Annotated in this window: 20 protein-coding genes; 5 read left to right on the forward strand and 15 right to left on the reverse strand. The window is 60.5% G+C overall.

The features are described 5' to 3' along the window. Positions 1 to 95 precede the first annotated feature (95 nt). Positions 96 to 1,838 (reverse strand): FAD-dependent oxidoreductase, encoded by a 1,743-nt coding sequence (locus tag E7002_RS02535; protein WP_303727345.1) that lies wholly within the window; start codon positions 1,836 to 1,838, stop codon positions 96 to 98. 306 nt (positions 1,839 to 2,144) lie between these two features. Here E7002_RS02535 and E7002_RS02540 point away from each other — a divergent pair, with 306 nt between their 5' ends. Beyond that, positions 2,145 to 3,566 (forward strand): LuxR family transcriptional regulator, encoded by a 1,422-nt coding sequence (locus E7002_RS02540; protein WP_303727346.1) that lies wholly within the window; start codon positions 2,145 to 2,147, stop codon positions 3,564 to 3,566. Between the two features lie 184 nt (positions 3,567 to 3,750). Here the strand turns inward: E7002_RS02540 and aspS are convergent, their stop codons facing one another. From aspS to E7002_RS02555, 3 genes are all read right to left on the reverse strand, one after another. Next, positions 3,751 to 5,529, reverse strand: coding sequence for an aspartate--tRNA ligase (gene aspS, locus E7002_RS02545; protein WP_303727347.1), 1,779 nt, complete (start codon positions 5,527 to 5,529; stop codon positions 3,751 to 3,753). Positions 5,530 to 5,678: 149 nt separating this feature from the next. Continuing rightward, a complete protein-coding gene (hisS, locus tag E7002_RS02550) occupies positions 5,679 to 6,986 on the reverse strand; it encodes a histidine--tRNA ligase (RefSeq protein WP_303727348.1) in 1,308 nt (435 codons plus the stop codon). A gap of 135 nt (positions 6,987 to 7,121) precedes the next feature. Further along, positions 7,122 to 7,619, reverse strand: coding sequence for a hypothetical protein (locus E7002_RS02555; RefSeq protein WP_303727349.1), 498 nt, complete (start codon positions 7,617 to 7,619; stop codon positions 7,122 to 7,124). Between the two features lie 193 nt (positions 7,620 to 7,812). Here E7002_RS02555 and E7002_RS02560 point away from each other — a divergent pair, with 193 nt between their 5' ends. The 3 genes from E7002_RS02560 (at position 7,813) to E7002_RS02570 (ending at position 10,551) form a co-directional block, all read left to right on the forward strand. Continuing rightward, a complete protein-coding gene (locus tag E7002_RS02560; RefSeq protein WP_303727350.1) occupies positions 7,813 to 8,610 on the forward strand; it encodes a J domain-containing protein in 798 nt (265 codons plus the stop codon). 114 nt (positions 8,611 to 8,724) lie between these two features. Beyond that, complete coding sequence (locus E7002_RS02565) at positions 8,725 to 9,357, forward strand: IMP cyclohydrolase (RefSeq protein WP_303727351.1); 633 nt, start codon at positions 8,725 to 8,727, stop codon at positions 9,355 to 9,357. Between the two features lie 15 nt (positions 9,358 to 9,372). Further along, positions 9,373 to 10,551, forward strand: a complete 1,179-nt coding sequence (locus E7002_RS02570; protein ID WP_303727352.1) for a phosphoribosylaminoimidazolecarboxamide formyltransferase — start codon at positions 9,373 to 9,375, stop codon at positions 10,549 to 10,551. Positions 10,552 to 10,622: 71 nt separating this feature from the next. On the opposite strand, the gene E7002_RS02575 is transcribed toward E7002_RS02570, so the two are convergent. The 9 genes from E7002_RS02575 to E7002_RS02615 form a co-directional block, all read right to left on the reverse strand. Beyond that, positions 10,623 to 11,606 (reverse strand): XdhC family protein, encoded by a 984-nt coding sequence (locus E7002_RS02575; RefSeq protein ID WP_303727353.1) that lies wholly within the window; start codon positions 11,604 to 11,606, stop codon positions 10,623 to 10,625. Positions 11,607 to 11,747: 141 nt separating this feature from the next. Further along, positions 11,748 to 12,368 carry a phosphoribosylglycinamide formyltransferase gene (gene purN / locus E7002_RS02580; RefSeq protein ID WP_303727354.1) on the reverse strand — a complete coding sequence of 207 codons (621 nt, stop codon included), beginning with the start codon at positions 12,366 to 12,368 and terminating at the stop codon, positions 11,748 to 11,750. A 2-nt stretch (positions 12,369 to 12,370) separates the two neighbouring features. After that, positions 12,371 to 13,609 carry a phosphoribosylformylglycinamidine cyclo-ligase gene (gene purM, locus E7002_RS02585; protein WP_303727355.1) on the reverse strand — a complete coding sequence of 413 codons (1,239 nt, stop codon included), beginning with the start codon at positions 13,607 to 13,609 and terminating at the stop codon, positions 12,371 to 12,373. A 12-nt stretch (positions 13,610 to 13,621) separates the two neighbouring features. Beyond that, positions 13,622 to 15,082: an amidophosphoribosyltransferase gene (gene purF, locus E7002_RS02590; RefSeq protein ID WP_303727356.1), complete on the reverse strand. Its 1,461-nt coding sequence runs from the start codon at positions 15,080 to 15,082 to the stop codon at positions 13,622 to 13,624. Beyond that, on the reverse strand, positions 15,079 to 15,951 hold the full coding sequence (srtB, locus tag E7002_RS02595; RefSeq protein WP_303727357.1) for a class B sortase: 873 nt from the start codon (positions 15,949 to 15,951) through the stop codon (positions 15,079 to 15,081). Before srtB ends, purF begins: the two co-directional genes overlap by 4 nt. 21 nt (positions 15,952 to 15,972) lie before the next feature. Beyond that, positions 15,973 to 17,658 (reverse strand): polyphosphate--AMP phosphotransferase, encoded by a 1,686-nt coding sequence (locus E7002_RS02600; RefSeq protein ID WP_303727358.1) that lies wholly within the window; start codon positions 17,656 to 17,658, stop codon positions 15,973 to 15,975. Positions 17,659 to 17,743: 85 nt separating this feature from the next. After that, complete coding sequence (gene ppk1 / locus E7002_RS02605; RefSeq protein ID WP_303727437.1) at positions 17,744 to 20,239, reverse strand: polyphosphate kinase 1; 2,496 nt, start codon at positions 20,237 to 20,239, stop codon at positions 17,744 to 17,746. A gap of 292 nt (positions 20,240 to 20,531) precedes the next feature. Beyond that, positions 20,532 to 21,572: an aspartate-semialdehyde dehydrogenase gene (locus E7002_RS02610; protein WP_303727359.1), complete on the reverse strand. Its 1,041-nt coding sequence runs from the start codon at positions 21,570 to 21,572 to the stop codon at positions 20,532 to 20,534. A 46-nt stretch (positions 21,573 to 21,618) separates the two neighbouring features. After that, a complete protein-coding gene (locus E7002_RS02615; protein ID WP_066660873.1) occupies positions 21,619 to 22,899 on the reverse strand; it encodes an aspartate kinase in 1,281 nt (426 codons plus the stop codon). Positions 22,900 to 23,110: 211 nt separating this feature from the next. Between E7002_RS02615 and E7002_RS02620 the strand changes: the two genes are divergently transcribed. Then, positions 23,111 to 23,884: a trimeric intracellular cation channel family protein gene (locus tag E7002_RS02620; protein WP_066660870.1), complete on the forward strand. Its 774-nt coding sequence runs from the start codon at positions 23,111 to 23,113 to the stop codon at positions 23,882 to 23,884. Between the two features lie 17 nt (positions 23,885 to 23,901). On the opposite strand, the gene E7002_RS02625 is transcribed toward E7002_RS02620, so the two are convergent. After that, a complete protein-coding gene (locus E7002_RS02625) occupies positions 23,902 to 24,531 on the reverse strand; it encodes a DUF47 domain-containing protein (RefSeq protein WP_303727360.1) in 630 nt (209 codons plus the stop codon). Between the two features lie 140 nt (positions 24,532 to 24,671). Continuing rightward, entirely contained in the window at positions 24,672 to 25,343 is a 672-nt protein-coding gene (locus tag E7002_RS02630) for an MBL fold metallo-hydrolase (protein ID WP_303727361.1), read from the reverse strand. Between the last annotated feature and the right edge of the window lie 29 nt (positions 25,344 to 25,372).

Genomic DNA, 25,372 nt, shown 5'->3' on the forward strand with positions numbered 1-25,372 from the left:
CAGGCAAAATGCCAAGCACTTCCAATAGAAAACGGGGCCGCGCGCAAACGCGACCCCGTTCCTGGGAGGGATGGTTCCAACCCGCAGGCTACAGCCTACAGCTTGGCCAAATCACGACCGAGCAGCCAGGGGAAGCAGCCGCACGCTGCACCCAAGTTCTGGCCGGGGAACCCGAAGTTGTAAGAGTTGGCGTAGAAGTCGCCAATCATCGAACCGACGTTGTACAGGCCCTCGATGGGGGTGTCGTCTTCCTCGCACACCTGCATGTTCGCATCGGTGCGCAGACCGCCCATGGTGGACAGGAACGTCGCACCCACGGTCTTGGAGCCGTAGAACGGGCCAGTAGCGATGGGATGCAGCAGCTCGGGATTCACATGGTATTCCTCGTCCAGACCCTGAGCAGCGTACTTGTTGTAGGCCTCGATGCTCTTCTTGGCCTCGGCGGCGTCCAGACCGTCCAGCTTGGCAAGCAGCTCATCGATGGTGTCAGCCTTCACATAGCTGCCGGACTCGACGTTCTTATCCCACATGGCGATCATCTGCTCGGGCGTAGATTTCGGAATGCCGTTTGCCTCGCCCACGGTGTAGCCCAGGCCTTCCCACTCTTCCTGCGTGTACGCATAGGCGGTATCCCAGATGCCATACGCGGTCTGGTCGGGAAGCTGCATCTTCGCATACGCGCAGTAGGCGAAGTTGGTATTCTCGTTCATGAAGCGCTTGCCATCGGAAGCCAGGTTGATGCCGCGGAAGTTGTCGACGACGCACAGAGCCGGCCCCAGGCCTGCGCTGTTGATGGCGCAAGGGTTCGGGAACGTACGCTGCCAGGCGGCGCCAACCCACAGGCCCATGCGCTGGCCGATGCCGTCCATGAGGCCGCTGTAGTTCATCTCGACGTCGTAGTCGGGCTCGCCGAACATCAGCTGGTCCTTCATCTTCTCGTACTGCCAGGGGCAGTAACGAGCCATCATGTCCTCGTTCTTCGAGAAGTCGCCCGTAGCCAGGACAACGGCCTTCTTGGCCTCGAACTTCACGAAGTTGCCGCTGGAATCCTTGGCGATGACGGCGGAAACGCGGCCCTTGTTGTCGTTCTCGCGCACCAGGCAGTATGCCTTGTGCTGGAAGTAGATCTTGCCACCCAGGTCGTCGGTGAACGTGTCAGCGTAGGCCTGCGCAATCAGCGGAGCGCCATAGAACACGCCGATGGGCTGATCTGCATTGAAGAAGTTATGCGACGCAGCGGGCGAAGACATAACTCCGTCGGGATCATAGTACGCAGGCTCGAGCGAGCAAGACAGGCCCTTGGCGGCCATCTTGTCGATCATCCAGTCCATGAACGCACCGGAGTTTGCCTCCCAGCGAGCCCACTTGCGCATATCGCAGAACATGGTAGCGGCAAGCTGCTCGATCATGGTCTGCTCGCGACGCAGCTCGGGGCTATCCTCGATGCCCATTTGCTTCTGGTACTTCGAGCCGATGGCCTGGTTCGAGCCACCACGGCCAACTGCCTTGGTGCCAGCGGATACCACGATGGTATCGCAGCCAGACTCGGCAGCGGACACGGCACAGCACATGCCACTCACGCCCGAGCCAACCACGACGACGTCGGCGCTGTACGTCTGGGAAATCTCGCTGTCGGCAGGCATGTCGGGAGCGATCTCGAAGCTCCACTTTACCTTCTTAGCGGAATCGGCCGTCATCGACTCAGCAGCAGCGGAGCCCGAAGACTTGCCACCCGCGTTCGGCGAAGAGCAGCCCGCAAGGCCCGCACCAGCGGCGGCAGCCGCACCCATGGCAGCGGCAGCGCCTGTGAGAAATCCCCTTCTTGAAATCTGTTCCATACCTTTGTTCCCTCCTCAAGGACACAAGTGCGAGGCACTCCCATTACGCCTCGCTAACGTGACCCCGATGCTAGACTACCGCTCACCACGATTTCTTCACCCGTTGTCCATGCTTTCCAGAATCACCCAATCCATGTGAAAGCACCACCTGGGAAAACGCAAATTGTCACCCACTCGCCAGACGGAGCGAATCGCATATGCGATAATCGGAGAACGCGTTTCCAGAGGGAGGTTACGCGCACGCATGCACACTTGCGCGCTGCATGCGAGGGAAAGACGCGTCGTGCGTCTATTGGAGGGATTCACATGCTGCAAAGCAAACCGCGGTTCTGGGCGGCCGTTGCGGGCTACGCCTGCTTTCTCGCGCTCAACTCGTTCTCGCTCTGGGGGTTCACCTTTTTGCCCCGCACGCTGCTGGGCGCAGACGCATCAGACACCTGGCGCATCGCCTTGTCGATTACCAACATACTTACCTTCTTCGTCATCGCAGCCGTAGGAGCACGCGGCAAGCGCATTGCCGAAAAGAACGTGCTGCTTTCCGCAACGCTTGCCGTCTCGGCGGGCCTCATTCTTCTACTTGGGCAGGTCTTCGCCCCGGCCTTCGGCCTGGCGCTCGCTTCAGGCGCATGTCTGGGCACGGGGACTACGCTGCTCTTCCTATGCTGGATTCGCGTCTTCGCTAGCATAGGAACGCCATCGGCCAAAAAGGTACTCGTATTCGGTTCGGCGCTCTCATTCGCGCCCTTCTCGCTCTATCTGGCCACGCCCAGCGAAGGCATCCTGTTCGCCGTATTCGTCATGGCATTCGCCACCCTCGTACTGCTGTACTGCGTAAAGGAAAGCAGCGAAACGGAAGGCAAGGCCGCCCCCGCCACCATACCTACGCGCGAAAGCACGCAACCGCTCTTCAAGCCCCTGCTCTGCATCGCCATGATCGGCCTTATCGCGGCGGTCATCTCGGGCATCGCGAACGGAGGCACACCCACCGAGCCGCTCGACTTCACCCAACAGGCCCTACTCATTCACCTGCAGAACATCGTGAGCGCTTCCATCATGGGCGTCTGCTGGATCGCCCTGAAGAAGGACCCATCCATCACCGCCACCTACACGGTGGTCTTCCCCATCATCGCAACCACCATGCTGCTCTTCGCCGTGGTGCCCGACCCACTGCACCCCATGCTCTCCTTCCTAAGCAGCGCGCTCTTCGTGATGTTCTCGATGGTCGTGCCCATGCAGAGCATCGCCATCGCGCAGCAGCGTAACCTGCCCATCGACTTCGTATACGGCCTCATGGCAGGCGTGCTCTACCTGGCCGAGGGCATCGGCAGCATTCTCATTGGGTCGCTGCAGAGCGCATTCGCCAGCATGGTAGCGCAGCCCCTGGTGCTGGCATTCCTGCTGCTGTATGCCTGTTCCCTCGTAATGTTCTTCGTGCTGCACAAGCAGAAAGACGGCGTCGATGCGCCCGAGCGCACCATCACCGAGCAGCCGACCGAGCAGGAGCGAGACATCCTGAAGGAAAAGGCGGAAAGCCTGGGGGCATCGCATGGCCTTACCACGCGCCAAATCGAGGTGCTGAACCTCGTGGCGCACGGATATGACGCACCCAGCATCGCAAAGAAGCTCTTCATCAGCGAGAATACCGTACGTACGCACCTCAAGCGCATCTACACGCTCCTAAACGTGCATAGCAAGCAAGAAATCATCGATAGCCTGAACGCTGCCTAGGCACGGCACGCACGCTGCGCAACGCCCCATCCGCAAACCGCGTCTAAGCCGCAGCACGCAAACGACAGCCACACGAAAAAGCGCCTCCCCGAAAAGAAGTTGGACTGGAAACTTTTGCTTCCAGTCCAACTATCGGGGTTCACTCCACAAAGGGAGGTGCTTTCATATTCTATGAAGCTCGGCGCTACAGGATGCGCAGGTTCACTTCCTTGAGCTGACGGCCGGAAACTACGTTGGGAGCACCCGTCATGGGATCGGCGGCGCTGCTCGTCTTCGGGAAGGCGATGACGTCGCGGATGCTGTCCTTGCCAGCCAGCAGCATGCACAGGCGGTCGAGGCCCAGGGCGATGCCGCCATGCGGAGGAGCACCCAGCTCGAGTGCGTGCAGCAGGTGACCGAACTTCACCTCGAGGTCTTCCTCGGAAACGCCCACGCGACGCAGGATGCGCTTCTGAAGCTCGGCGTTGTGCACGCGGATGGTGCCGCCGCCTGCCTCGAAGCCGTCCATAACCAGGTCGTAGCTATAGCTGCCAACCTCGAGAGGAGCGGTTTCGATCTTCTCGATGTCTTCCTCGGGCACCATGGTGAACGGATGGTGCTCCGCAGCGTACTTCTTTTCCTCGGGGTCGTAGTTGAACATGGGGAAATCGACGACCCACAGCAGGGCGTGACCGCTGCGATCGATGCCCAACAGGTCGGCCATGTGCAGACGCAGGGCGGCAAGCACGGCGTTCGCGATGGCGAACGTGTCGGCGGCGAACAGGAGCAGGTCGCCGGGTTCCACGTTCATGGCCTTCTTGATGGCCTCGTGCACTTCCTCGCCCAGGAACTTGATGATGGGGCTCTTTTCCTTGCCGTCGGTGGTGTAGGCAATCCAGGCCATGCCCTTTGCGCCATTGGCGGCAGCCACGTCGGCCAGCTTCTCGATGTCGCCACGGCTCCAGTCACCAGCGCCCTTCGCGTTGATGGCCTTTACGATGTTGCCGGCTTCCACGGCCTTGCTGAACACGCCGAAACCGCAACCACGCACGATGTCGGTGAGTTCGACGAGCTCCATGCCGAAGCGCGTGTCGGGGCGGTCGCAGCCAAAGCGATCCATGGCTTCCTTCCAGGGCATGCGCTGCAGCGGGAACTCGTGCTCCACGCCCACGGCAGCCAGAACCTCGGCCATGACGTCTTCCATCATCTGCAGGACGTCGTCGCGATTGACGAAGCTCATCTCGATGTCGACCTGGGTGAACTCGGGCTGACGATCGGCGCGCAGGTCTTCGTCGCGGAAGCAACGGGCAATCTGGTAATAACGCTCGATGCCGCCGCACATGAGCATCTGCTTGAACTGCTGCGGGCTCTGGGGCAATGCGTAGAACTTGCCGGGATTGGGACGGCTGGGAACGATGTAGTCGCGCGCACCTTCGGGCGTGGAGTTCGCCAGGATGGGCGTTTCCACTTCCAGGAAGCCGCGAGCGTTCAGGGCGCTGCGCATAGCCTGGGCCACGGTGTGGCGCAGAAGCAGCGACTTGTACATCTCGGGACGGCGAAGGTCCATGTAACGCCACTTCATGCGCGTGGTTTCGTCGGTCTCGATGCCGTCTTCAATGGAGAACGGAGGCGTAACGGAAGTGTTCAGCACCTTGATGGCGTTGGCGAGCACTTCGATTTCGCCCGTGGCCATGTTGGGGTTAACGCTCCCCTCGCCACGTGCGCGCACCGTGCCCTTGACCTCGATGACGAACTCGCGGCCAAGATGCTCGGCAATGTGGAATTCGTCGGCCGTCACGCAATCGGGGTCGAAGACGCACTGCGTGTAGCCATCGCGGTCACGCAGGTCAACGAAGATAAGACCACCATGATCGCGGTTATGCCATACCCAACCGGTAAGCACGACCTGCGCATCGACATCCGCAGCGCGCAGCTCGCCGCACGTGTGGGTGTGCATGCAGTATTCGTTCTTGAAATCTGCCATCTTGCCTAATGCTCCTTGTTACCAATCCGAATCGCGCGGCCAACCCGCGCGGGACTATTCGCAAACTAAAGCATTGTAGCGCATAGGTACGACGCAAACCGCGAATGCGCGGAATAGTCGTAATTGCCTATGCGGATGACAGAATTCCCCTACGCGCGAACCGCGGATACCAGTTCGTCAAACGCCACGGGCTGCTGCTCGTGCGTAGCCATGTCGCGCAAGCTTACCTGGCGATTGGCCGCCTCGTCGGGACCAAGCACGGCCACCTTGGCGGCACCCAGCTTGTCAGCAAGCTTGAACTGGCTCTTCAGACTACGATTCTGATGGTCGATTTCCACGGCAAGACCGGCATCGCGGCACTGCTGCGCAAGCATGAACCCAGCGGCACGCGTGGAGTCGTCGACGCACGCAATGAACAGGTCGGTCTGCTTCTGGCTGGCCACTTCCACGCCCGCGGCCTCCAGCGCGATCTTGCAGCGCTCGTAGCCAATGGCGAAGCCAAAGCCAGGAGCCTCCTTGCCGCTGACCTCCTTCATGAGGCCATCGTAGCGGCCGCCACCACCAATGGCGCTCTGCGAGCCCATGCCCTCGATGTCCACCTGGATTTCGAAGACGGTACGGGTGTAGTAGTCGAGACCGCGCACGAGCGTGGGGTCTTCGATATATTCGATCCCAGCGGCATCCAGATAGGCTTTTACCTGCTCGTAATGCGATTTGCAACTGTCGCATAGGGCGTCAGGAATCTTCGGGGCGTTGGCCATGATGGCGCTGCAACCCTCTTCCTTGCAGTCGAACGCGCGCAGCGGATTGATGTCGGCACGGCGCCGGCAATCCTCGCACATATCGCTGGCATGATCCATGATGTAGGAACGCACCGACTCGCGATACGCGGGGCGGCATGCCTCGTCGCCCATGGAATTGATGAGCAAGCGCATGTTTTCGCGCGGAAGGCCAATCTCCTCGTAGAAGCGCATGAGCATAATGATGCCCTCGGCGTCGATCGACGGCGCATCGGCACCAATGCACTCAACGCCTACCTGGTGAAACTCACGCAAACGACCCTTCTGAGGGCGCTCGGCGCGGAACATCGGACCCGCGTACATGAGCTTCGCCGGAGCACCACCCTGCGGAGCAAGGCCATGCTGGGCGATGGCGCGCACCACGCCCGCCGTACCCTCGGGGCGCAGGGAAAGACGGCTCTTCGAGCGAATCTTCCCACCATCCAGCAGCGTCTTCAGGTTGTTGCCCGAAATGGCGGTGAACATTTCCTTGCCCACCACGTCGGTGGACTCGCCAATGCCGCGCACGAACAGCTCCGTCTGCTCGAACAGGGGCGTCTCGATTGGCTCGTACCCGTAGCGGCCGAACACGCGCGCGGCCGTATCCACGAAGTGGCGGTAAAAGCGTTCGTCGACAGGAAGCAGGTCTTCGGTTCCCTCGGGTTTCTGGATTGCCATGGTGGCGCCTTCCTTGTTCTACGCATTCGCGCGGCGCGAATGCGCGCAGCGCGCCGTCTGCACCAGACGGTCGTTATCTCACATGATTGTCGTTTGGCATTCTACCATCCGCCTGGAAGCGAACGACGAATTCCACTAGAACACGCTACTGCCCGACGAGGAGCCGCCCGTAGACGCGCCGCCCAAGCCGAGCGAAGCGTACAGCGAGGAAGCATCGGTAAGGGAGCCCATGCCGTACAGCAGAATGAGGTCGATGACGAAGCCAACGATCATGCCAATGATGCAATAGCGCACCACCTGCATGCGAACGTAGCGATTCGACCCCACCATAAACAGGATGATAAAGCTGAATATGCCCAGGAAGATGCCCAAGCCCAGGCAAGCGGCCTTCATGACGGGGCTCAACTCTACGGGCTCGTTATCGCCAGAACGGAATTCATCGATGAACGCCCCCGGGGCCGGCTGGTTTTCAGCACGCCAATCGGCTGGCGGCTCGGGCGCGCCAGTGGAAGCCGCGGGAGACTCGACGGGCTGCTTCTGCGCGTCGTTCGCATCATACGCAGCGGCCGCGCCCTGCGACTGCGACTCCAATTGCCCCTCGCTTTGATTCCCCTGCTTCATTTCCTCTGGCATAACCATCCATTCAGCTTGCGTACTCTTTTGCATTGCATCAGGATAGCCCACCCGCGCTCGGCCACCACACATCATTCATCGTTTCGTAATAATCACCATTGACGGACCCGATATACTATCGGAACGGTTACGCCCCGTTGACACATCACGAACCACAAGGCAAACAGGCAAATCGGCCCGTATGGTGTCTAGCATGAAAAAATCCGAAGCATTGAACATACTGGGGCTCCGCGACGGAGCCAGCGACGATGAGGTCAAGCAGGCCCATCGGCAGAAGATCAGGGAAAACCACCCCGATAAGTTCACCGACCCCGAAAAGAAGAAGTCGGCCGAAGACGCCACCAAGCGCATCAACGAAGCGCGCGACGTGCTTCTGTCTCGAAAGTGGGACCCGGAATACGGGCCCCGCGCAGGCTATGCGGGCACCTATCAGCACCCCTACGGAGGCGCTCAGGGAACGCAGCAAAACCCGTTCGCAGGCCAGAACCCCTTCGCGGGACAGCCATTCACGTACGTTTGGACCAGCTGGGACAACATTGGCGCCAACCGCAATGGGCAGACCGGCGATCCGTTCGACTTCGTGGACTTCACCAGCACGTTCACGCAACGTCCCACGAAGACGGCCGCCCAGGAAGCCGCCGAGGCAAAGGAAGACCTGAAGCGCTCGGGCATCCTGCTTGCCGTGAAGGCTGGCATCCTGGGGCTCTGCGCCGCCATGGGTGGCCTGGCCACGGGCATGTTCGTCTACCTCATCGCCACGATACTGTTCGCCATAGGGCGCGAGGTGCGCGGCTGCTCGAGCATTCTGATCATCCCGTTCATCATCTTCTTCGGGCCGCTCATCATGTTCCTCATGCCCGGTTTGGGCGCCAGCATCGGCATGGGCCTACTGGTATTCTTCGGCATAGCCGTGGCCTACGACATCGGCACGCTGCGCCGTCTCATCGAAACCTGGCGCACCGCCAAGGAAAAGGCAAAGGTCGCCCGCTAGCCATTCGGGCACGCAGAGTGGCGTTTTTCCGCATACGCGCCCACACGGGCACGTATGGCATCACGCTCGGGCTATACTTGCTGCAATCAGCCCACACACGGACGGAAGGCAGCTATGGCATCTTTGACCGAACTCCTGAAGAGCAACCCTTATCCGGGGCGCGGCATCGTCGTTGGCAACGACGTCGTCTACTACTTCATCATGGGACGCAGCGAGAACTCGCGCAACCGAGTTTTCACCGTCACCGAAGACGGCATCCGCACCGAAGCGCACGACCCGGCGAAGCTCACCGACCCCAGCCTGATCATCTACCACCCCGTCCGCAAGATTGACGGTGCGCTCGTCGTTACCAACGGCGACCAGACCGACACCATCGCCAATGCCGGCGACTTCCGCGCCGCCCTGGCCACGCGCGAGTACGAGCCCGACGAGCCGAATTACACGCCGCGCATCTCCGCCATCATGTACGACAACGGCACCTTCGAGATGTCCATCCTGAAGCACAAGAGCGGCCGTTGCCTGCGCGAGTTCTTCGCCTACGAAGGCGCCAGCGAAGGCAAGGGCTACTTCATCAGCACCTACCAGGGCGACGGCAACCCGCTGCCCACGTTCGCCGGCGAGCCCATCGAAATCGACCTGCCCACCCCCGAAGAGGTGTGGAACGCGCTGAACGCCGACAACAAGGTATCGCTGTACGCCAACGTGCACGGCGACGTGACCATCTTCAACAAGAACCTGGGCGACTAAGGGAAGGAACACGTCATGCAGGAATGCGAACTCAAGTACGGTTGTAATCCGAACCAGAAGCCCGCGCGCATCTTCATGCGCGACGGCAGCGACCTGCCCATCGAGGTGCTGAACGGCCGCCCCGGCTACATTAACTTCCTGGACGCCCTGAACTCCTGGCAGCTCGTGAAGGAGCTCTCCGAGGCCACGGGGCTGCCCGCCGCAGCAAGCTTCAAGCACGTGTCCCCCGCTGGCGTGGCGCTAGGCACCGAGCTCACCGACCTGGAAAAGAAGATCTACTTCGTAGACGAAGATGCCGAGCTCACCCCCGCCGCCTGCGCATACATCCGCGCTCGCGGTGCCGACCGCCTGTGCTCGTACGGCGACTGGGCCGCGCTGAGCACCACGTGCGACGCCGCCACAGCCGCCTTCCTGAAGGGCGAGGTCTCCGACGGTATCATCGCCCCCGACTTCACGCCCGAAGCACTGGAAATCCTGCGCACCAAGCGCAAGGGCAGCTACAACGTCGTGAAGATTGACCCCACGTACGTGCCCGCCACCCAGGAATACAAGGACGTCTTCGGCATCACGTTCGAGCAGGGACACAACTTCTTCAAGATCAACGACGAACTGCTCGACAACATTGTCACGAAGAACAAGGACCTCTCCCGCGAGGCCAAGAACGACCTCATCCTGTCGCTCATCACGCTGAAGTACACCCAGAGCAATTCGGTGTGCTACGTAAAGGACGGCATGACCATTGGCGTGGGCGCTGGCCAACAGAGCCGCATCCACTGCACGCGCCTGGCGGGCGACAAGGCCAACAACTGGTGGATGCGCCAGCATCCGAAGGTACTGGGCCTGCAGTTCGTCGACGGTATCAAGCGCCCCGCGCGCGACAACGCCATCGACGTGTACACGTCCGACGAATACATGGACGTGCTGGCCGAAGGCACCTGGCAGCAAACGTTCAAGGTGAAGCCCGAAGTGCTCACCGCCGAGGAAAAGGCCGAATGGATTGCCAAGCTCGACGGTGTGAGCGTAGGCAGCGACGCCTTCTTCCCCTTCGGCGACAACATCGAGCGCGCCCGCAAGAGCGGCGTGCGCTACGTGGCCGAGCCCGGTGGCTCCATCCGCGACGACAACGTCATCGAAACGGCCGATAAGTACGACATGGTCATGTGCTTCACCGGCATGCGCCTGTTCCACCACTAGGATCAAGCGCCCAAGCGCAACAGAAAGGCCGCTCATCGGAGCGGCCTTTTTCATGCACGTAAATGCCCTGCCTAGCGGCCCAGGCTTGCCTCGTGCTTCTCGCGCGCCTCTTCGCTGTAGCGCTCGCGATAGCGCACGTCCACGAGCTCCGCCACGATGGCAATAGCCAGCTCGGCCGGCGTCTTCGCGCCGAACTTCAAGCCGATGGGACGCTTGACGCTCTCCCACTGGGCATCGGTCATGCCGTTCTGGACACACAGCTCGTACACGGTATTGTTCTTGCCGGCGCAACCCATCATGCCCACGTAATGCGCGTTGTGGCGCGTAGCCCACAGACAACCTTCGGGGTCATGCATATGGCCGCGCGTGAGCACGCACACGTAATCGGAGGGCGCAGCATCGATGCCATCGAGCTCGCTGAAGTCACCAACCAGGATGCGCTGGGCAAGCGGAAAGCGCTCCTCGTTCAGGTAGGCGGCATCGTCGTCGACGACCGTGACCTGAAAGCCCACATGGTCGGCAAGCGCGGCCACTTCCGAAGCCACGTCGCTCGCGCCCAGCAGCCATACGCGCACGCTGCCGAACAGGGGCACGGAACACCAGGTAAGGCCCTCGAACTGCTCGGTATGCATGGAAGGGCCACGCGTGACGTCCTTCATCTGGAAGGTATCGCGCGGCGAATACTCCCACGAAGCCACGATCTCCTTCGCATCGCTGCAGAAGAACACGCCGCTCCGCGCCGTGGCGGAACCCACTTCGCCGTACTTCTTCGTCACGTTGTTGTCGGTGTTCGCCTGGGCGGCAGCGCCATCGTAGACCACCTTGAAGCCAAGCCAGGCAAGCTCTCCCTCACGCATGGCGGCAAGCGCGCGCTCGAACGTGGGAACGTCGGCCGCGGTAAGCCCCTGGGCAATGTCCTGGGCAGTCTGCGGCGCAATATGGGGATTGCCCTGAGTGGCCTGCGCGCCAAAGCACGGAAAGTCCTCCACGCCAAGCTGCGGCACCCTGCCCGCTTGCAACGCATCGATAATCTGCAGCAACGCCTCTTCACGCATAACGTACCTCCTCGCAGAATTACTATTCCTGTTGAAGGATAAACATTCCCGACGCCACGTCAAGCACGAAAAGAAAAAGGCGGCAGGGCGTAGCCGAATGGCCATGCCCCACCGCCCGAAGCGATGCGAGAAGCGAAGCGCCTACGCGTTCGCGATATGCACCTTGCGGTCTTCGGCAACCGTAATATCGCCTGCGGCCAGATGCGCAAGCACCCAGGGATACAGCTCATGCTCCACTTCGTGAATGCGCTCTTCCAAAGTGTCGACCGTATCGTTTTCACGCACAGGGACGGCACGCTGAGCGATGATGGGACCCTTGTCGTATTCCGCATTCGCGAAATGAACCGTAACACCCGTAACCTTCACGCCCGCGTCGAACGCATCCTGGATGGCATGCGCGCCCTTGAAGCTGGGCAGCAATGCGGGATGCAAGTTCAACACGCGGTCGGGGAATGCGTCGAGCACGATAGGACCAAGCATGCGCATATAGCCAGCCATGACCACGTATTCGGCCCCTGCGTTGCGGAATTCCGAAACGATGAGCGAATCGGCGACAGCACGGTCGGCGTACACGTCGCGATTCAGCGACACCGTGGGAATGCCGGCCTCGGCGGCACGCTTCAGGCCATACGCATCGGGACGCGAGGAAATAACCTTCACGACCTGCACGTTCAGGCGGCCAGCAGCAATCTCGTCGATGATTGCCTGCAGATTCGTACCGCTTCCGCTAATGAGAACGCCAATCTTCAGGGGTTCGGACATGGCTATTCCCCATCTTCCTCTTCGTAGAACGTATCGCGCTGGCTGGTGCGCTCTTCGGGGGAAGGCGCGCCCGGCGCAGAGGGCTGCTCTTCATCGGAAGGCAGCTCGGGGAACAGGGCTTCCTTGTTTTCGTACTGCACGACGCCCGTGCCTTCCACGATTTCACCCACGCGGAAGACGCGCTCGCCGGCGGCTTCCAGCGACGCCTTCACGGCGTCGGCCTGGTCGGCCTCGACGATGAGCACCATGCCCAGACCCATGTTGAACGTCTTGAGTGCTTCGGTCTCGTCGAGCTTCGCGGCACGGCACACGAACGGGATGATAGGCTCCATATCCCACGTGCCCACCTTCACCAGGGCGTCGACGTTGCCGGGAAGAGCACGATTCAGGTTCTCGGTGATGCCGCCACCCGTGATGTGGGCCAGCGCATGCACGGCGCCGGGATTTGCCTCCACGGCAGCGCGAACCTGCTTCACGTAAATGCGCGTGGGAGCCAGCATGGCATCCTGCACGCTCTTGCCGCCCAGGCTGGGGCGCGACAGACGCACCTCGTAGTGCGTGCGGCCTTCGATGCAGACCTTGCGGGCCAGCGAATAGCCGTTGGAGTGCAGACCGCTGGAGGCCAGGCCCAGCAGCACATCGCCCACCTTTACGTGCTCGGGGTCGAGCATCTTCGGACGATCGACCACGCCTACGCAGAAGCCGGAAAGGTCGTATTCGTCGGGATCCATAACGCCCGGATGCTCGGCCATCTCGCCACCAATAAGGGCGCATCCGGCCTGCTTGCAGCCTTCGGCAATGCCGCTAACCACTTCGGCCACGGCTTCGCTCTTCAGCTTGCCAATGGCGATGTAGTCCAGGAAGAACAGGGGTTCCGCACCCGTGGCAAGAATATCGTTCACGCACATGGCCACCAGGTCGATACCCACCGTATCATGCTTTTCGGCCAGCTTAGCCACCTGGAGCTTAGTGCCTACGCCGTCGGTGCCGGAAACCAGCAGGGGATCTTCCATGTCCTTCGCCGCAGCAATGGAGAACAGGCCGCCGAAGCCACCAATGTCGCCCACGACTTCAGGGCGATAGGTGCCATGCACGGCTTCCTTGATGGCGTCGACCGCACGAGCGCCCTCGGCCGTATCGACGCCCGCCTGAGCGTACGTGACCGTGTCTTCGGCAACCCAGCTGGGCATTGCGGGGGCATCATCGGCGTGGGCGGCGCTCACGGTGATTCGTTCCGTCATACGTGTAAGCTCCTAACTGATAGAACTGAACTTGCGGCGATTTTTCTCGAAAAAGCCCTTCTCCTGAAGGGGCGCGGGGATGTCGGTGACGTAGTCGCCCGAGAAGCAGGCATCGCAGAACCCAGGGTGGTTCGCATGAATGGCGCTATGCAGGCCCTGAAGCGAAATAAACGCCAGGGAGTCGCATCCGATGAACTCGCACATCTGCTCGTTCGTCATATTTGCGGCGATGAGCTGGTCTTGCGTGTCGGTATCGATGCCATAGAAGCAAGGCCACATGACCTCGGGAGATACAATGCGCAAATGAACCTCGGCGGCCCCGGCTTCCTTGAGCATGGCCACAAGCTTCTTGCTGGTGTTACCACGTACGATGCTATCGTCGATGACGATAAGGCGCTTGCCGGCAATGACGCTGGGCAGCGGATTGAGCTTGATGCGAATGGCATTCTGACGCATAGCCTGGGTAGGCTGAATGAACGACCTGCCCACGTAGCGGTTCTTCACGATGCCGTCGGCGTAAGGGATGCCGCTTTCCGCAGCATAGCCGCTGGCGGCGGGAAGGCCCGAGTCGGGAACGCCCATGACCAAATCGGCCTCGACGGGAGCTTCCTGAGCCAAGATGCGACCCATGTCGCGACGCGACTGGTATACGCCCTGACCATCGAGAACGCTGTCGGGGCGCGCGAAGTATACGTATTCGAAGATGCACGAGGCGCGCTTGCCCGCAGGAACGCCCTGCTCGCTATGCATGCCATCGGCGGAGAAGCGAACGATTTCGCCCGGCTCGACGTCGCGCACGTATTCGGCGCCCACGATGTCGAGGCCGCACGTTTCGCTGGCGACCACCCAACCGCCATTGGCAAGCTTGCCAATGCACAGCGGGCGAATGCCGTTCGGATCGCGGAAGGCATACAGCGACACGGGCGTTGCCACCACCATGGCGTATGCGCCTTCCAGAATCTGCATCATGGAGCGAATGCCGTCGCGCAGATGGTGCGTGCGCTTCGTTTCCTGGCCGATGACCTTTGCCGCAACCTCGCTGTCGGTGTTGGAGCGAAGGTCGATGCCATCGCCCACCAGACGAGCGCGCACGGCGCCCGTGTTCACGAGCGTGCCATTGTGGGCCAGCGCGATGAGCACGTCGTCAATGGCGGAAATATGGGGCTGGGAGCATTCCCAACCACCGCCACCCGCCGTGGCATAACGACAATGCCCCACGGCCACGTTTCCACGCAACGCCGACAGGGCATTTTCATTGAATACCTGAGTGACTAGGCCAAGATCTTTGTACACCATGACCGTTTCGCCATCGCCCACCGCGATGCCAGCGCTTTCCTGGCCGCGATGCTGCAGGGCCTGCAGGCCAAAGCAGGTAAGACGCGCTACGTCTTCACCGGGGGCAAACACACCGAAAACCGCGCAGGCCTCCTCAAGCCTGTCCGGACGCTCGCCCGGCATGACGCTTATACTCATGCACCCTCCTTCGCAGCGTTCTGTATGGCCGCTGCGTCTTGATTGGTTTCACTACCGCTATTATCCGCATTTGGAACGGCAGTTTCGACTACTTGCGAAAACAATACAGCACGACCATTGGTTTCCTGGTAGTCACACGTGGAAAACGAGAATAGTTTCGTAACGCTGGTAGCACTGGGGAAGCCACCCGTGGGCTCCACCACGCTTCGCTCTATCTTGTCCTGCACGTACTGGGCGCATCCATCGGCCGTGGTGAAGTCGGTTTCCACGATGGCGTCCCACCCGTCGGTGAGCACGAGCGAGAAGGCGCTGCACTTGTAGTTCCTGGTGGGCGTGAGCACGTAAATGGTGCGGTGCGCATCGAAGAAGTCCTGGTCGATGTAGCTATCGGAAAGCACGGCGAACATCGAGCCATCGCGCATGTGATGCCCATAGAGCACGTTGTTCTGGCTGGACATATCGTTCTTGTCGGCTACATCCAGGAAGATCGTGCCGCCACGCGCGGCAAAGCCCTCGCCCTCGCCAAAGTCCTTGTGCAGGTATTCCTCGTTGTCGCTACCCTGCACCACGGGATAGTTCACTTCGGTGTCGGGAATGTAGACCCACGCCACGACATCGGGATTCACCGAACGCAGGTAATCCCAATCGACGGTGAGCTTCGAAAGCTCCGAGACGTCCTGGCTTTCGGCCTTGAACGCATTCGACGCAATGTCGTCGTAGGTCTTGCTAGCCGACCAGTAGCCCCACATGATGTAGGCAAGCGCACCAGCCGCCACCACGAACACGACGAGCGCAATCCAGAACACAACGCGCCAGATAGCGCGCTTGCGCTTCTTGCTCTGATTGTCCTCGTTTACCTGCTCACTCACTTCGAACCTCCCGACCACGGCCTAGTGCAGACGCGCTTCAAGCGCATCGTTGATGATGCGCAACGCCTTCACGCGGGCATACCGCTTGTCATTACTCTCCAGAATGATCCACGGGGCGAATTCGGTAGACGTAAGCCTGAACATGTCTTCCACGGCCTCGCGATACTGGGGATACTTGTCGCGATTGCGCCAATCTTCCTCGGTGATCTTCCATTGTTTGTTCGGATCGTCGGCACGGGCCTGGAAGCGCCTCATCTGCTCTTCGCGGTCGATTTCGACCCAGAACTTAAGCAAGATAGCTCCCCATTTGGTGAGGTCAAGCTCGAATTCGTTGATTTCATCGTACGCGCGCGCCCATTCCGCAGGCGAAGCGAACCCTTCCACGCGCTCCACAAGTACGCGGCCATACCAGCTGCGGTCGTAAATGCCCACATGACCCGCTTTGGGCAGACGCGTCCAGTAGCGCCACAAGAACGGATGCATGAGCTCGGGCTTGGTGGGCGCCGGGCTGGGGAAAATCGTGTACGCGCGGGCGTCGAGCGCCTGCGCTACGCGCTTGATGGAACCACCCTTGCCAGCGGCATCTTGCCCCTCATACATGAGGATAAGCGGCACGCGCTTCTGGTACATTTCCAGCTCGAGGTTGTACAGGCGCTTCTGCTCCTGCTTCAGCTGAGTGCGATACTGTTCGGGCTCCAAGCGCAGATGATAGTCAACGCCCTTCAGGGTGGGATGATCGCTCACGATGGCGAAGCGCGACGAAGCGGGCGCCAACGCCGATTGGGCCTGGGCCTGCGCCTCGTTAGCAGCGCGAACCTCCGCCTGCTGCTCGGGGGTACGCTTGCGTTCGTCGACCTGGGCCTGGGCATTGCCGCCCGCCGAGTTCGCCGCGGCCTTCGCGGCAGCAGCGGCTGCTTCGGGATCGGGCGCGGAATGGACCGCCTCATCGAGCGCGTTCACCAGCGTGCGCACGATGCCCAGGTTCGCACGTCGCTTGTCCTCCCCGTTCAGCACCACCCAAGGTGCGAAATCGTAATTGGTGAGCGGAAGCATCCTATCGAAGAACTGATAGACGTCGTCGTAGTGCTTCGTGGCTTCGAGCTCGCTGTCGTCCACGCGCCAGGCCGTCGCCTTGTTCGAGGCAAGCGCGCGCAGGCGGCGACGCTGGGTCTTCTTGCTAATATGCAGGAAAAACTTCACCACGATGTAGCCGTCGTTGACCAGCTGGCGCTCGAACGCCTTGGTGGTTTCGGCATAGCGCATCAGCTGTTCGTCGCTGATCGCCTTCCCCAGATTGCGCATGGACCCGTGCGCATGACCCGACAGATGCTCCATCCCCTTGGCATACCAACCACGGTCGTAAAACGTCATGTTGCCACGCGGCCCCAGCTCCCTCCAGAACTCCTGCATCAGGGGAAAGAAGCCCGTGGAATCGTAACCCTTCTTGCGGAAGCGCTTGGCCTCCTTCGGGTCGAAGCTTTCGGTAACGCACACGTTCGTGGCGCGCGCGTCGAGATAGTACAGCAAATCGGAAATGCGACCGCCCTTGCCCGCGCCATTCCAACCCTCGAACAGCACGACCAGGCCAATTCCCTTGTTGTGAGCCTCTTGCTGTAGCACGACAAGCCTCTTGATCAGTTCGTCGTGAACGGGCTTGTACTCTTCTTTCGTAATGGGTGCAACGTTGAAGTCGATCTTTTCCAGCATGACTGCACTCCCTCCGCGCATATGTAAGCGCGTTTCAAACTAACGAGGCGCCACAGTTAGCGGCGCCCCACCCTTGCTACTCGAGCTACTCCGACGCTTCCGTGTCGGGTTCCTTATCGTCGGGACTCTTCTGACCCGCATCGTTAGCAGCCTGCGCCGCTGGCATGGCGGCGGCAATGGCCGCAGCGACCGCAGGCACCATGGTTGCCGCGTCGACGCCCTCGATGGCCGAAACCGCCTGAACGGCAGCCTTCACGTACGGTTCGAGCGACGCATCGTTTTCGCTGACGACCTCGTGGTTGAGCGCCTCGCGATAGATTTCCTCGAGATTGCTGGCCTGACGTGCGCGAACCTGCGCACGGCGCGATTCCTGCGCTTGCATGCTGAGCTTCTCGAACGCCGTCTTGCCCGAAAGCTCTTCCTCGTGAGCGGCCTTCGATTCCGCAGCAGCAGCCTGAATAAGCGCCTCATGGGCGTTATACGGCGTATCGCCTTCGCCCAGGAAGGCACGCAACGGCGTGTACGTGCCGTCGGCGCGCAGCTCACGCAGTTTCATATTGTCGTGCATGCAGGCGTCGATAAAGGCGAACACACGTCGGCGGCATTCCTCGTCCTCCACGGGCCAGGCGATTTCCACGCGCTTGTCCATGTTGCGCGTCATGAGGTCGGCGCTGGAAAGGTAAATGCGCATGTTCTCACGCGGGCCGAACCCGTAGATGCGGCTATGCTCGAGCAGACGACCCACGATGGAAACCACACGCACGTTGTCGGTGAGGTTGGGCACCTGCGGGACCAGGCAGCTAATGCCACGCACCAGCAGCGTAACGGGCACGCCTGCCTGGCTGGCTTCGGCGATCTTTTCGATTACCTGCTTATCGGTGATGGAATTCGTCTTGAAGAACAAACCGCATTTCTGCCCCGCACGCGCGAGTTCGATCTGCTCGTCGATTCCATCGATGATGTTCTGCTTGATCTGCAACGGGGCAACCCAGAGCGTCTCGTAGTTACGCGACGCGTTTTCCAGGCCCATGTTGCGGAAGAATTCCACGGCATCACGGCCGATGCGCGGGTCTACCGTAATGTAGCTGAAGTCGGTATAAAGCTTAGCCGTCTTCTCGTTGTAGTTGCCCGTGCCCAGCTGGGTGATGTGCTGCAGGCCGTCGGCCGTCTGACGCGTGATGCAGCAAATCTTGCTATGCACCTTGTAGTCGTGGAAGCCGTAGATGACGTTGCAGCCCGCTTCCTCGAAACGCTGCGACCATTCGATGTTGTTGCTCTCGTCGAAACGGGCACGCAGCTCGAACAGTGCCGTAACCTCCTTGCCCACTTCCGCAGCGGAAATGAGCGCCTCCGCCAAGTGCGACTGGCTTGCCAAACGATACAGCGTGATCTTGATGGACACTACGTCGGGGTCGGCAGCGGCTTCGCGCAGCAGCTGCACGAAGGGATCCATGCTCTCGTACGGATACGAGAGCAGCACGTCGCGTTCCTGCACCTGTTCGATGATGCGACGCGAGCGCTTGAACTGCCCCGGCCAGCACGGCGTGAAGGGAACGCTGGTAAGCTGGGACCTCGTTACGTCATCGACCATACCCGGCAGACCGAACACAAACCCCATGTTCAACGGGACGCTGGTAACGAAGCACTGATGCGGCTTCAGGCCAAGACGAGACATGAGGAACTCGCCCACCGTGGAAGACAGCTTGCGCTTGCTTTCCAGGCGCACCGGGGCCAAGCGACCACGGCGCTTCAGAATCTTCTTCATGTGCTCGCGATAGTCTTCTTCGCGTTCGTCGGCGCCTTCGGTGGCATCGAGGTCGGCATTGCGCGTTACGCAGATAATGTTGGTGTGCTTCACCGTGTACATGGAGAACACATCGGCCACGTTTGCCTCGATGGCATCTTCCAGCAGCACGTAGTTCACGCCCTCGCCCGGCACCTTGATGAGGCGCGGGGACTTCGCGGGAAGCGGTATGATGCCCAGCGTAACGCCTTCGGCACCCTGGTTCTTCACCTTCTTACGCTGCTCTTTCAGAGCGCGACGCTCTTCTTTCGTCATGTCGGACTTCTTCTTCGTGGAAGATTCCACCAGGCGCACGACGATGTAGAGCGCGCCGTTCTCCAAATGCGGGAACGGATGACGCGCGTTGATGATCTGCGGGCTTAGGAAGGGCGAGACGTTCGTCTTCAGCCAATCGGTAACGTAGGCACGCTGGTCGTCGTCGAGCTGGGCGTACGAGAGATGACGCACGCCAGCTTCGGCCAGCTGGCTTTGGACCTCGTTGTAGATGCGCTCTTGCTGCGGATACAGCTCGTGACAACGCGCATAGATGGCGTCGAGCTGCTCGCTAGGCGTCATGTTCGATTTGGTGTCGATGATTTCCTTTTTCAGGAGCGACAGATCGGTAAGGCTGCCAACGCGCACCATGAAGAACTCTTGCAAGTTGCTCCAGAAGATGGAAACGAACTGCAGGCGTTCGAGCAACGGCACCGTTTCGTCGGCGCCCTGGTCGAGAACGCGCTCATTGAACGTGAGCCATGACAATTCGCGATTCTGCATGTACGGGCAGCGTGCCGCCATGCGTGCCTGAGCTTCCGGACTCACGAGCCCGGATACGTCGATCCCCCCAGGAAGATGTGCTTTCTTTTCCATCATCGGCGGTCCTCCCTCTTATTGAAGTCGGCGGGTGAGGTGTCGCTTGGCTTGCCCCATTCTCGCCAAAACGCTATAGCACTCGTTATGTTTCAATTCTACCGCTCTTTGCCCAGCTATTTGGCGGGGTTTTCCAAGTTTGGGCACATAAAGGGAGCAAGAAAGCGAAAAGCCCCGCCGTGGGGACGGCAGGGCTAGAGCAAATCTACGAAAAACGCGCCTAGGGCAGGAGCAGCTGGGCGATCTGAACGGCGTTGAGCGCAGCACCCTTGCGAATCTGATCCATGACGAGCCAGAAATTCAGACCGTTTTCCACGGAGGCGTCTTCGCGCACACGACCCACATACACCGGATCGGTGCCGGCAAGCTTGCCAGGCATGGGGTACACGTCCTGCGCGGGGTCGTCCATGACCTCGATCATGGGAGCGGCCTTCCAGGCATCATAGGCAGCCTGCACCGAAACGGGAGCCTCGAACTCGACGTTCAGCGATTCGCCGTGGCAGCGAATGACGGGCACGCGCACGCACGTAGCGCTTACGCCCACTTCCGGGGCATGCATGATCTTCTTCGTTTCCACGACCATCTTCCACTCTTCCTTGGTGGAACCATCTTCGAGCATGACGTCGATGCGCGGAATGCAATTGAACGCCAAGGGATGGGCAAATGCCTCGGCCTTCATGGGCTCGTTGGCTAGGTACTGGCGCGTCTGCTCCTGCACCTCGAGCATGGCGGGCATGCCCGCGCCGCTGGCAGCCTGGTAGGTGGAAACCACCACGCGCTTGATGGGAGCGATTCCGGCGAGGGGCTTCAGGGCAACAACCATCTCGATGGTGGAGCAATTCGGGTTCGCGATGACGCCATTGTGCCAGGCCACGTCTTCAGGATTGACCTCGGGAACCACCAGGGGCACGTCTTCGTCCATGCGGAAAGCGCTGGAGTTATCGATCATAACGGCACCGGCAGCAACCACGGCTTCGCGCAGCTGCTTCGACACGCTGGCACCCGCGGAGAACAGCGCGATGTCGACGCCCTGGAAGCTTTCCGGGGTCATTTCCTGCACGACCAGGTTTCCCGGCTTCTGCAGGCCGCAACCCTCGAAGGGAACTTCCTTGCCCGCGGAACGGGCGCTTGCCAAGGCACGCACCTCGGAAGCGGGGAAATTGACATCATGAAGGACTTTCAGGAATTCCTGCCCCACTGCGCCGGTTGCGCCGCAAACGGCAACTACGGGATTAGCCGGCATCTCTTTGGTCCACGCCATGTACATTCGCTCCTTCGTAACCTATCGTGCAATTCTGAAAAGGGACCTAGCGACCCTTGTTCTTCTTGGCCGCAATCTCCTCGGCGGAAAGCATGGTCTCCTCGAACACGCTATCGGCATCGAGGCCGAACGCGGTATGCAGGCAACGCACGGCAAGCTCTACCTGCTCGGCATTCACAACCACGGAAAGGCGAATGGGGCTCGTGGAGATAAGCTCGATGTTCACGTTGTTTTCCGCGAGCGTGGTGAACGCCTTTGCGGCAACGCCGGGGCTGGACTTCATGCCCGTGCCCACAATGGAGACCTTCGCGATGCTCTCGTCGACCAGGTACTCGCGCGCGCCAATCTTCGGCAGCAGGCGCTCCACAACGGAACGAGCGCGCGGCAAGTCGGCTTCGGGGCAGGTGAACGTCATGTCGGTATGGCCGTCTTCGGAAACGTTCTGGATGATCATGTCGACGTTGACGTTATTCGTGGCCAACGAGGAAAACACCTTGGCGGCAATGCCGGGCGTGTCGTCCGCATCGCGGATGGTTACCTTCACCTCGGACGTGTCATGGGCGATACCCGTAATGACCGCCTGTTCCATCATAGGATCGGCCTCCTTGACCAACGTGCCCGGCGCATCGGAAAACGCCGAGCGGGAATGAATGACAACTTGGTACTTGCGCGCGAATTCCACCGCGCGGCTCTGAAGCACGCCGGAACCGGCGCTGGAAAGCTCGAGCATGTCCTCGTAACTGATGACATCGAGCTTGCTGGCACGCGGAGCGACGCGCGGGTCGGCGGTATAGATGCCGTCGACGTCGGAATAGATTTCGCACATATCGGCGCCAATGCCATAGGCAACGGCAACCGCGGTGGTGTCGCTTCCGCCACGACCAAGCGTGGTGATATCGCCGTTCTGGTCGATGCCCTGGAAGCCGGCGACTACCGGAATGATGCCCGACTCGATGGCGCTCTTGATGCGGTCGGCATGCACCAGGCGAATCTTCGCCTTGGCGTGCTCGGTATTGGTTTCGATGCCCGCCTGGCGGCCCGAAAAGCTCATGGCGCGATAGCCCAGCGTTTCGATGGCCATGGCCAGAAGCGTCATGGAAACCTGTTCGCCCGTAGAAAGCAGGCGGTCCATTTCGCGCGCAGGGGGGTTGCTGGAAAGCGACGAGGCCAGCCCGACGAGTTCGTCGGTGGTCTTGCCCATGGCGGACACCACGGCAACAACGTCGTTACCAGCCTGTTTCATGGCAATGAGACGGCGCGCCACCATTTTGATGCGCTCGGGAGAGGCAACCGAAGTGCCTCCGAATTTAGCTACGATTAAAGCCATCTGGTTCTTTCTGATCGACCTTCGACGACCCACATCATACCAGCATCGAAGGACCCGTCTGCAGACTGCGGCACTTTTTCAGACTAAAGTGCACAAACAAGCCGTAACCAGTCGTCGTGAAGGTACTTCGCGATTTGATGGCAAGCTGGTGCACGTGCACGCCGTGCGGGTATGATGGCAGCACGATGTTACGTATGCAAAGGGGGTTTCAGTGCTCGAAGTCGTGCTCGCCATTCCATTCTGGTTCGAAATGCTCGCCACCATCACAGGCGCCATCTCGGGTTCCATGAGCGCGTCGCGAGCCCAGTACGACCTCTTCGGCACCATGATCATCGCGATCATCATGGGCCTGTTCGGCGGCATTCTGCGCGATATCCTGCTGCAAGATTACGGCATCTACGCATTCCAGCGCCCCGAGCTCATCATCGCCTGCGTCATCACGGCGTTCATCGTGTTCTACTTCGGGCGCCTGACCACCTACCTGAACCCCGTCATCGACATCGTCGATGGTCTGTCCGTGGGCATGTGGGCCATCATCAGCGCGGGCAAGGGCCTTTCCGCCGGCCTGGGCATCGTGCCCGCCGTGGTGCTGGGCACCGTGGTTTCCATTGGCGGCGGCGTCATGCGCGACATCATGATGAACAAGCAGATCAACGCCTTCCGCCCCGGCTCGCTCTACGGCACCGCCGCGCTGGTGGGCACCGCCATCTTCGCCGTCATGAAGAGCTTCCACATCCTCGACGAGTGGTCGCCCATCATCTGCCTGCTGCTCATCATGGGCATCCGCTTTGGATCCATGGCGTTCGGCTGGCATACCACTCCCGCGCACGATCTCACGCAAACGGTATCCGACGTGGTGGCGCAGCCCGTGCGCACCATTCGCTACAAGCGCCGCACGCCCGAGAACCTCGCCGACGAGGCACAGCGCCGCAAGCAGGCACAAGAAAGCCGCCCCACGTGGCGGGAGCGGCTTCACCTTCGCTAGCGTTTTTTCAGACGCGCCTATACGTTCTTCAGCAGCACCGTGGAGAGCACGTCGGCCACGTGCTCGCAGCCGTCGCAGCAGTTTTCCAGCTTCAGGAAGATGCGGCTCCATACGACCACGCGCATGGGGTTTTCCGCATCGACGGTGAACAGATTGTGCATGAGCTTCTCGTGCAGCTCATCGGCCTGTTCCTCGAAATCATTAACCGAGATGATGGCCTGCGAAAACGCCGCGGACTTGCGGAAGTCGGGGAATTCGCTCATGGCGAGCTTCAGGGCTTCGCAGCTCTTGCGAAGCAGATGTGCCACGCCAATGATGTCCTTGTGCATGAAGTGCACGTCCATCATGTAGAACAGGTTGATGATGTCCTCGATGTCATCGATGACGTCGTCGAGCGCACCCGCGATGGCAAGGATGTCATCGCGGTCGATGGGCGTGATGAACGACTTGGCGATGGCCATGTACGTTTCGTGGTTGATTTCGTCAGCACGATGCTCGATTTCATGAGCTTTCGGAATGACCTCACGCACCGCTTCGGCCGTGGTGAAGTTCTCGATTACGTCGATGAGCAGATCGGCTTCCTGCAAGGCAAGGTCTGCCTGTCTCTCAAACGCCTTGAAGTAATCGTATTTCTGTTTGCGCGCCATCCACTTCTCCTCTGGCAATATTCACAAGCAGGTTCACATTGTAACGTATTTGCTTTTGCCGCCATCACGTTAATACCAGGCATTTTATGGGACAGCATCCCACTACCCGCTTAAAACTGGCTTAAAAATGGGAATGCGTTCTAGAAGGCCTCGATCACGCGGTGACGCTCGTTCCCGATGGACGTTACGTCATTGTGGCCAGGAAGCACGATCGTCTTGTCGGAAAGCTTGCCGAGCTTGCGCAACGAGGAGCGCATGGACTTCATGCTGCCGCCCTCGAAATCGGTGCGGCCAATGCTTCCGCAGAACAGCGTATCGCCCGAAAGCAGCACGGGAGCGCCCGGATGCGTGCCATGCGTAGCCAGATAGCAGATGCCACCCGGCGTATGGCCCGGCGTGAGGATGGCCCTCCACGTAATGCCGCCCACCTGGAACGATTCGCCATCCTCCAGGCGATTGCTCACGGGGCAGCCGGCGATTTCCATGCCGTAGGCACGCTGCCCGCGCTCCACTAGGGGCGCGTCGATGCGACCGCAGTACACCGGAGCGGGGGCCTGTTCCACCAGGGCAGCCAGTGCGCCCACGTGATCCCAATGGCAGTGCGTGACGAAGTACGCCGAGATCTTCGAGCCCTTGCAGGCATTGAGTATGACCTGGGGCTTGGCCGAGGGATCGACCACGATCACGCCCCCTTCCCCATCGTCGATGAGGTACGTGTTGTTCGCAATGGGACCCAACACCACGTAGCGAACGTCAATGCATCCGCCCTTCACTGCGTACGATTCGTTTCCCTTGTGGTAGCTAAACGACATGAGCTTCCCTCCATGCGCTTGCGCGCAAC

Origin of the sequence: Denitrobacterium detoxificans (assembly GCF_015062615.1) — a bacterium.
Lineage (GTDB): Bacteria > Actinomycetota > Coriobacteriia > Coriobacteriales > Eggerthellaceae > Denitrobacterium > Denitrobacterium detoxificans_A.

Excerpts from the sequence above, each read along its gene's own strand:
- E7002_RS02575 (WP_303727353.1), bottom strand. The coding sequence starts at position 11,606 with ATGCGTGAAGAGGCGTTGCTGCAGATTATCGATGCGTTGCAAGCGGGC.
- E7002_RS02625 (WP_303727360.1), bottom strand. The coding sequence starts at position 24,531 with ATGGCGCGCAAACAGAAATACGATTACTTCAAGGCGTTTGAGAGACAG.
- E7002_RS02570 (WP_303727352.1), top strand. The coding sequence starts at position 9,373 with ATGCAGGAATGCGAACTCAAGTACGGTTGTAATCCGAACCAGAAGCCC.
- E7002_RS02565 (WP_303727351.1), top strand. The coding sequence starts at position 8,725 with ATGGCATCTTTGACCGAACTCCTGAAGAGCAACCCTTATCCGGGGCGC.
- E7002_RS02630 (WP_303727361.1), bottom strand. The coding sequence starts at position 25,343 with ATGTCGTTTAGCTACCACAAGGGAAACGAATCGTACGCAGTGAAGGGC.
- purN (WP_303727354.1), bottom strand. The coding sequence starts at position 12,368 with ATGTCCGAACCCCTGAAGATTGGCGTTCTCATTAGCGGAAGCGGTACG.
- E7002_RS02555 (WP_303727349.1), bottom strand. The coding sequence starts at position 7,619 with ATGCCAGAGGAAATGAAGCAGGGGAATCAAAGCGAGGGGCAATTGGAG.
- E7002_RS02600 (WP_303727358.1), bottom strand. The coding sequence starts at position 17,658 with ATGCTGGAAAAGATCGACTTCAACGTTGCACCCATTACGAAAGAAGAG.
- ppk1 (WP_303727437.1), bottom strand. The coding sequence starts at position 20,239 with ATGGCGGCACGCTGCCCGTACATGCAGAATCGCGAATTGTCATGGCTC.
- purF (WP_303727356.1), bottom strand. The coding sequence starts at position 15,082 with ATGAGTATAAGCGTCATGCCGGGCGAGCGTCCGGACAGGCTTGAGGAG.
- E7002_RS02535 (WP_303727345.1), bottom strand. The coding sequence starts at position 1,838 with ATGGAACAGATTTCAAGAAGGGGATTTCTCACAGGCGCTGCCGCTGCC.
- E7002_RS02560 (WP_303727350.1), top strand. The coding sequence starts at position 7,813 with ATGAAAAAATCCGAAGCATTGAACATACTGGGGCTCCGCGACGGAGCC.
- E7002_RS02615 (WP_066660873.1), bottom strand. The coding sequence starts at position 22,899 with ATGGCTTTAATCGTAGCTAAATTCGGAGGCACTTCGGTTGCCTCTCCC.
- E7002_RS02540 (WP_303727346.1), top strand. The coding sequence starts at position 2,145 with ATGCTGCAAAGCAAACCGCGGTTCTGGGCGGCCGTTGCGGGCTACGCC.
- aspS (WP_303727347.1), bottom strand. The coding sequence starts at position 5,529 with ATGGCAGATTTCAAGAACGAATACTGCATGCACACCCACACGTGCGGC.
- E7002_RS02610 (WP_303727359.1), bottom strand. The coding sequence starts at position 21,572 with ATGGCGTGGACCAAAGAGATGCCGGCTAATCCCGTAGTTGCCGTTTGC.
- hisS (WP_303727348.1), bottom strand. The coding sequence starts at position 6,986 with ATGGCAATCCAGAAACCCGAGGGAACCGAAGACCTGCTTCCTGTCGAC.
- purM (WP_303727355.1), bottom strand. The coding sequence starts at position 13,609 with ATGACGGAACGAATCACCGTGAGCGCCGCCCACGCCGATGATGCCCCC.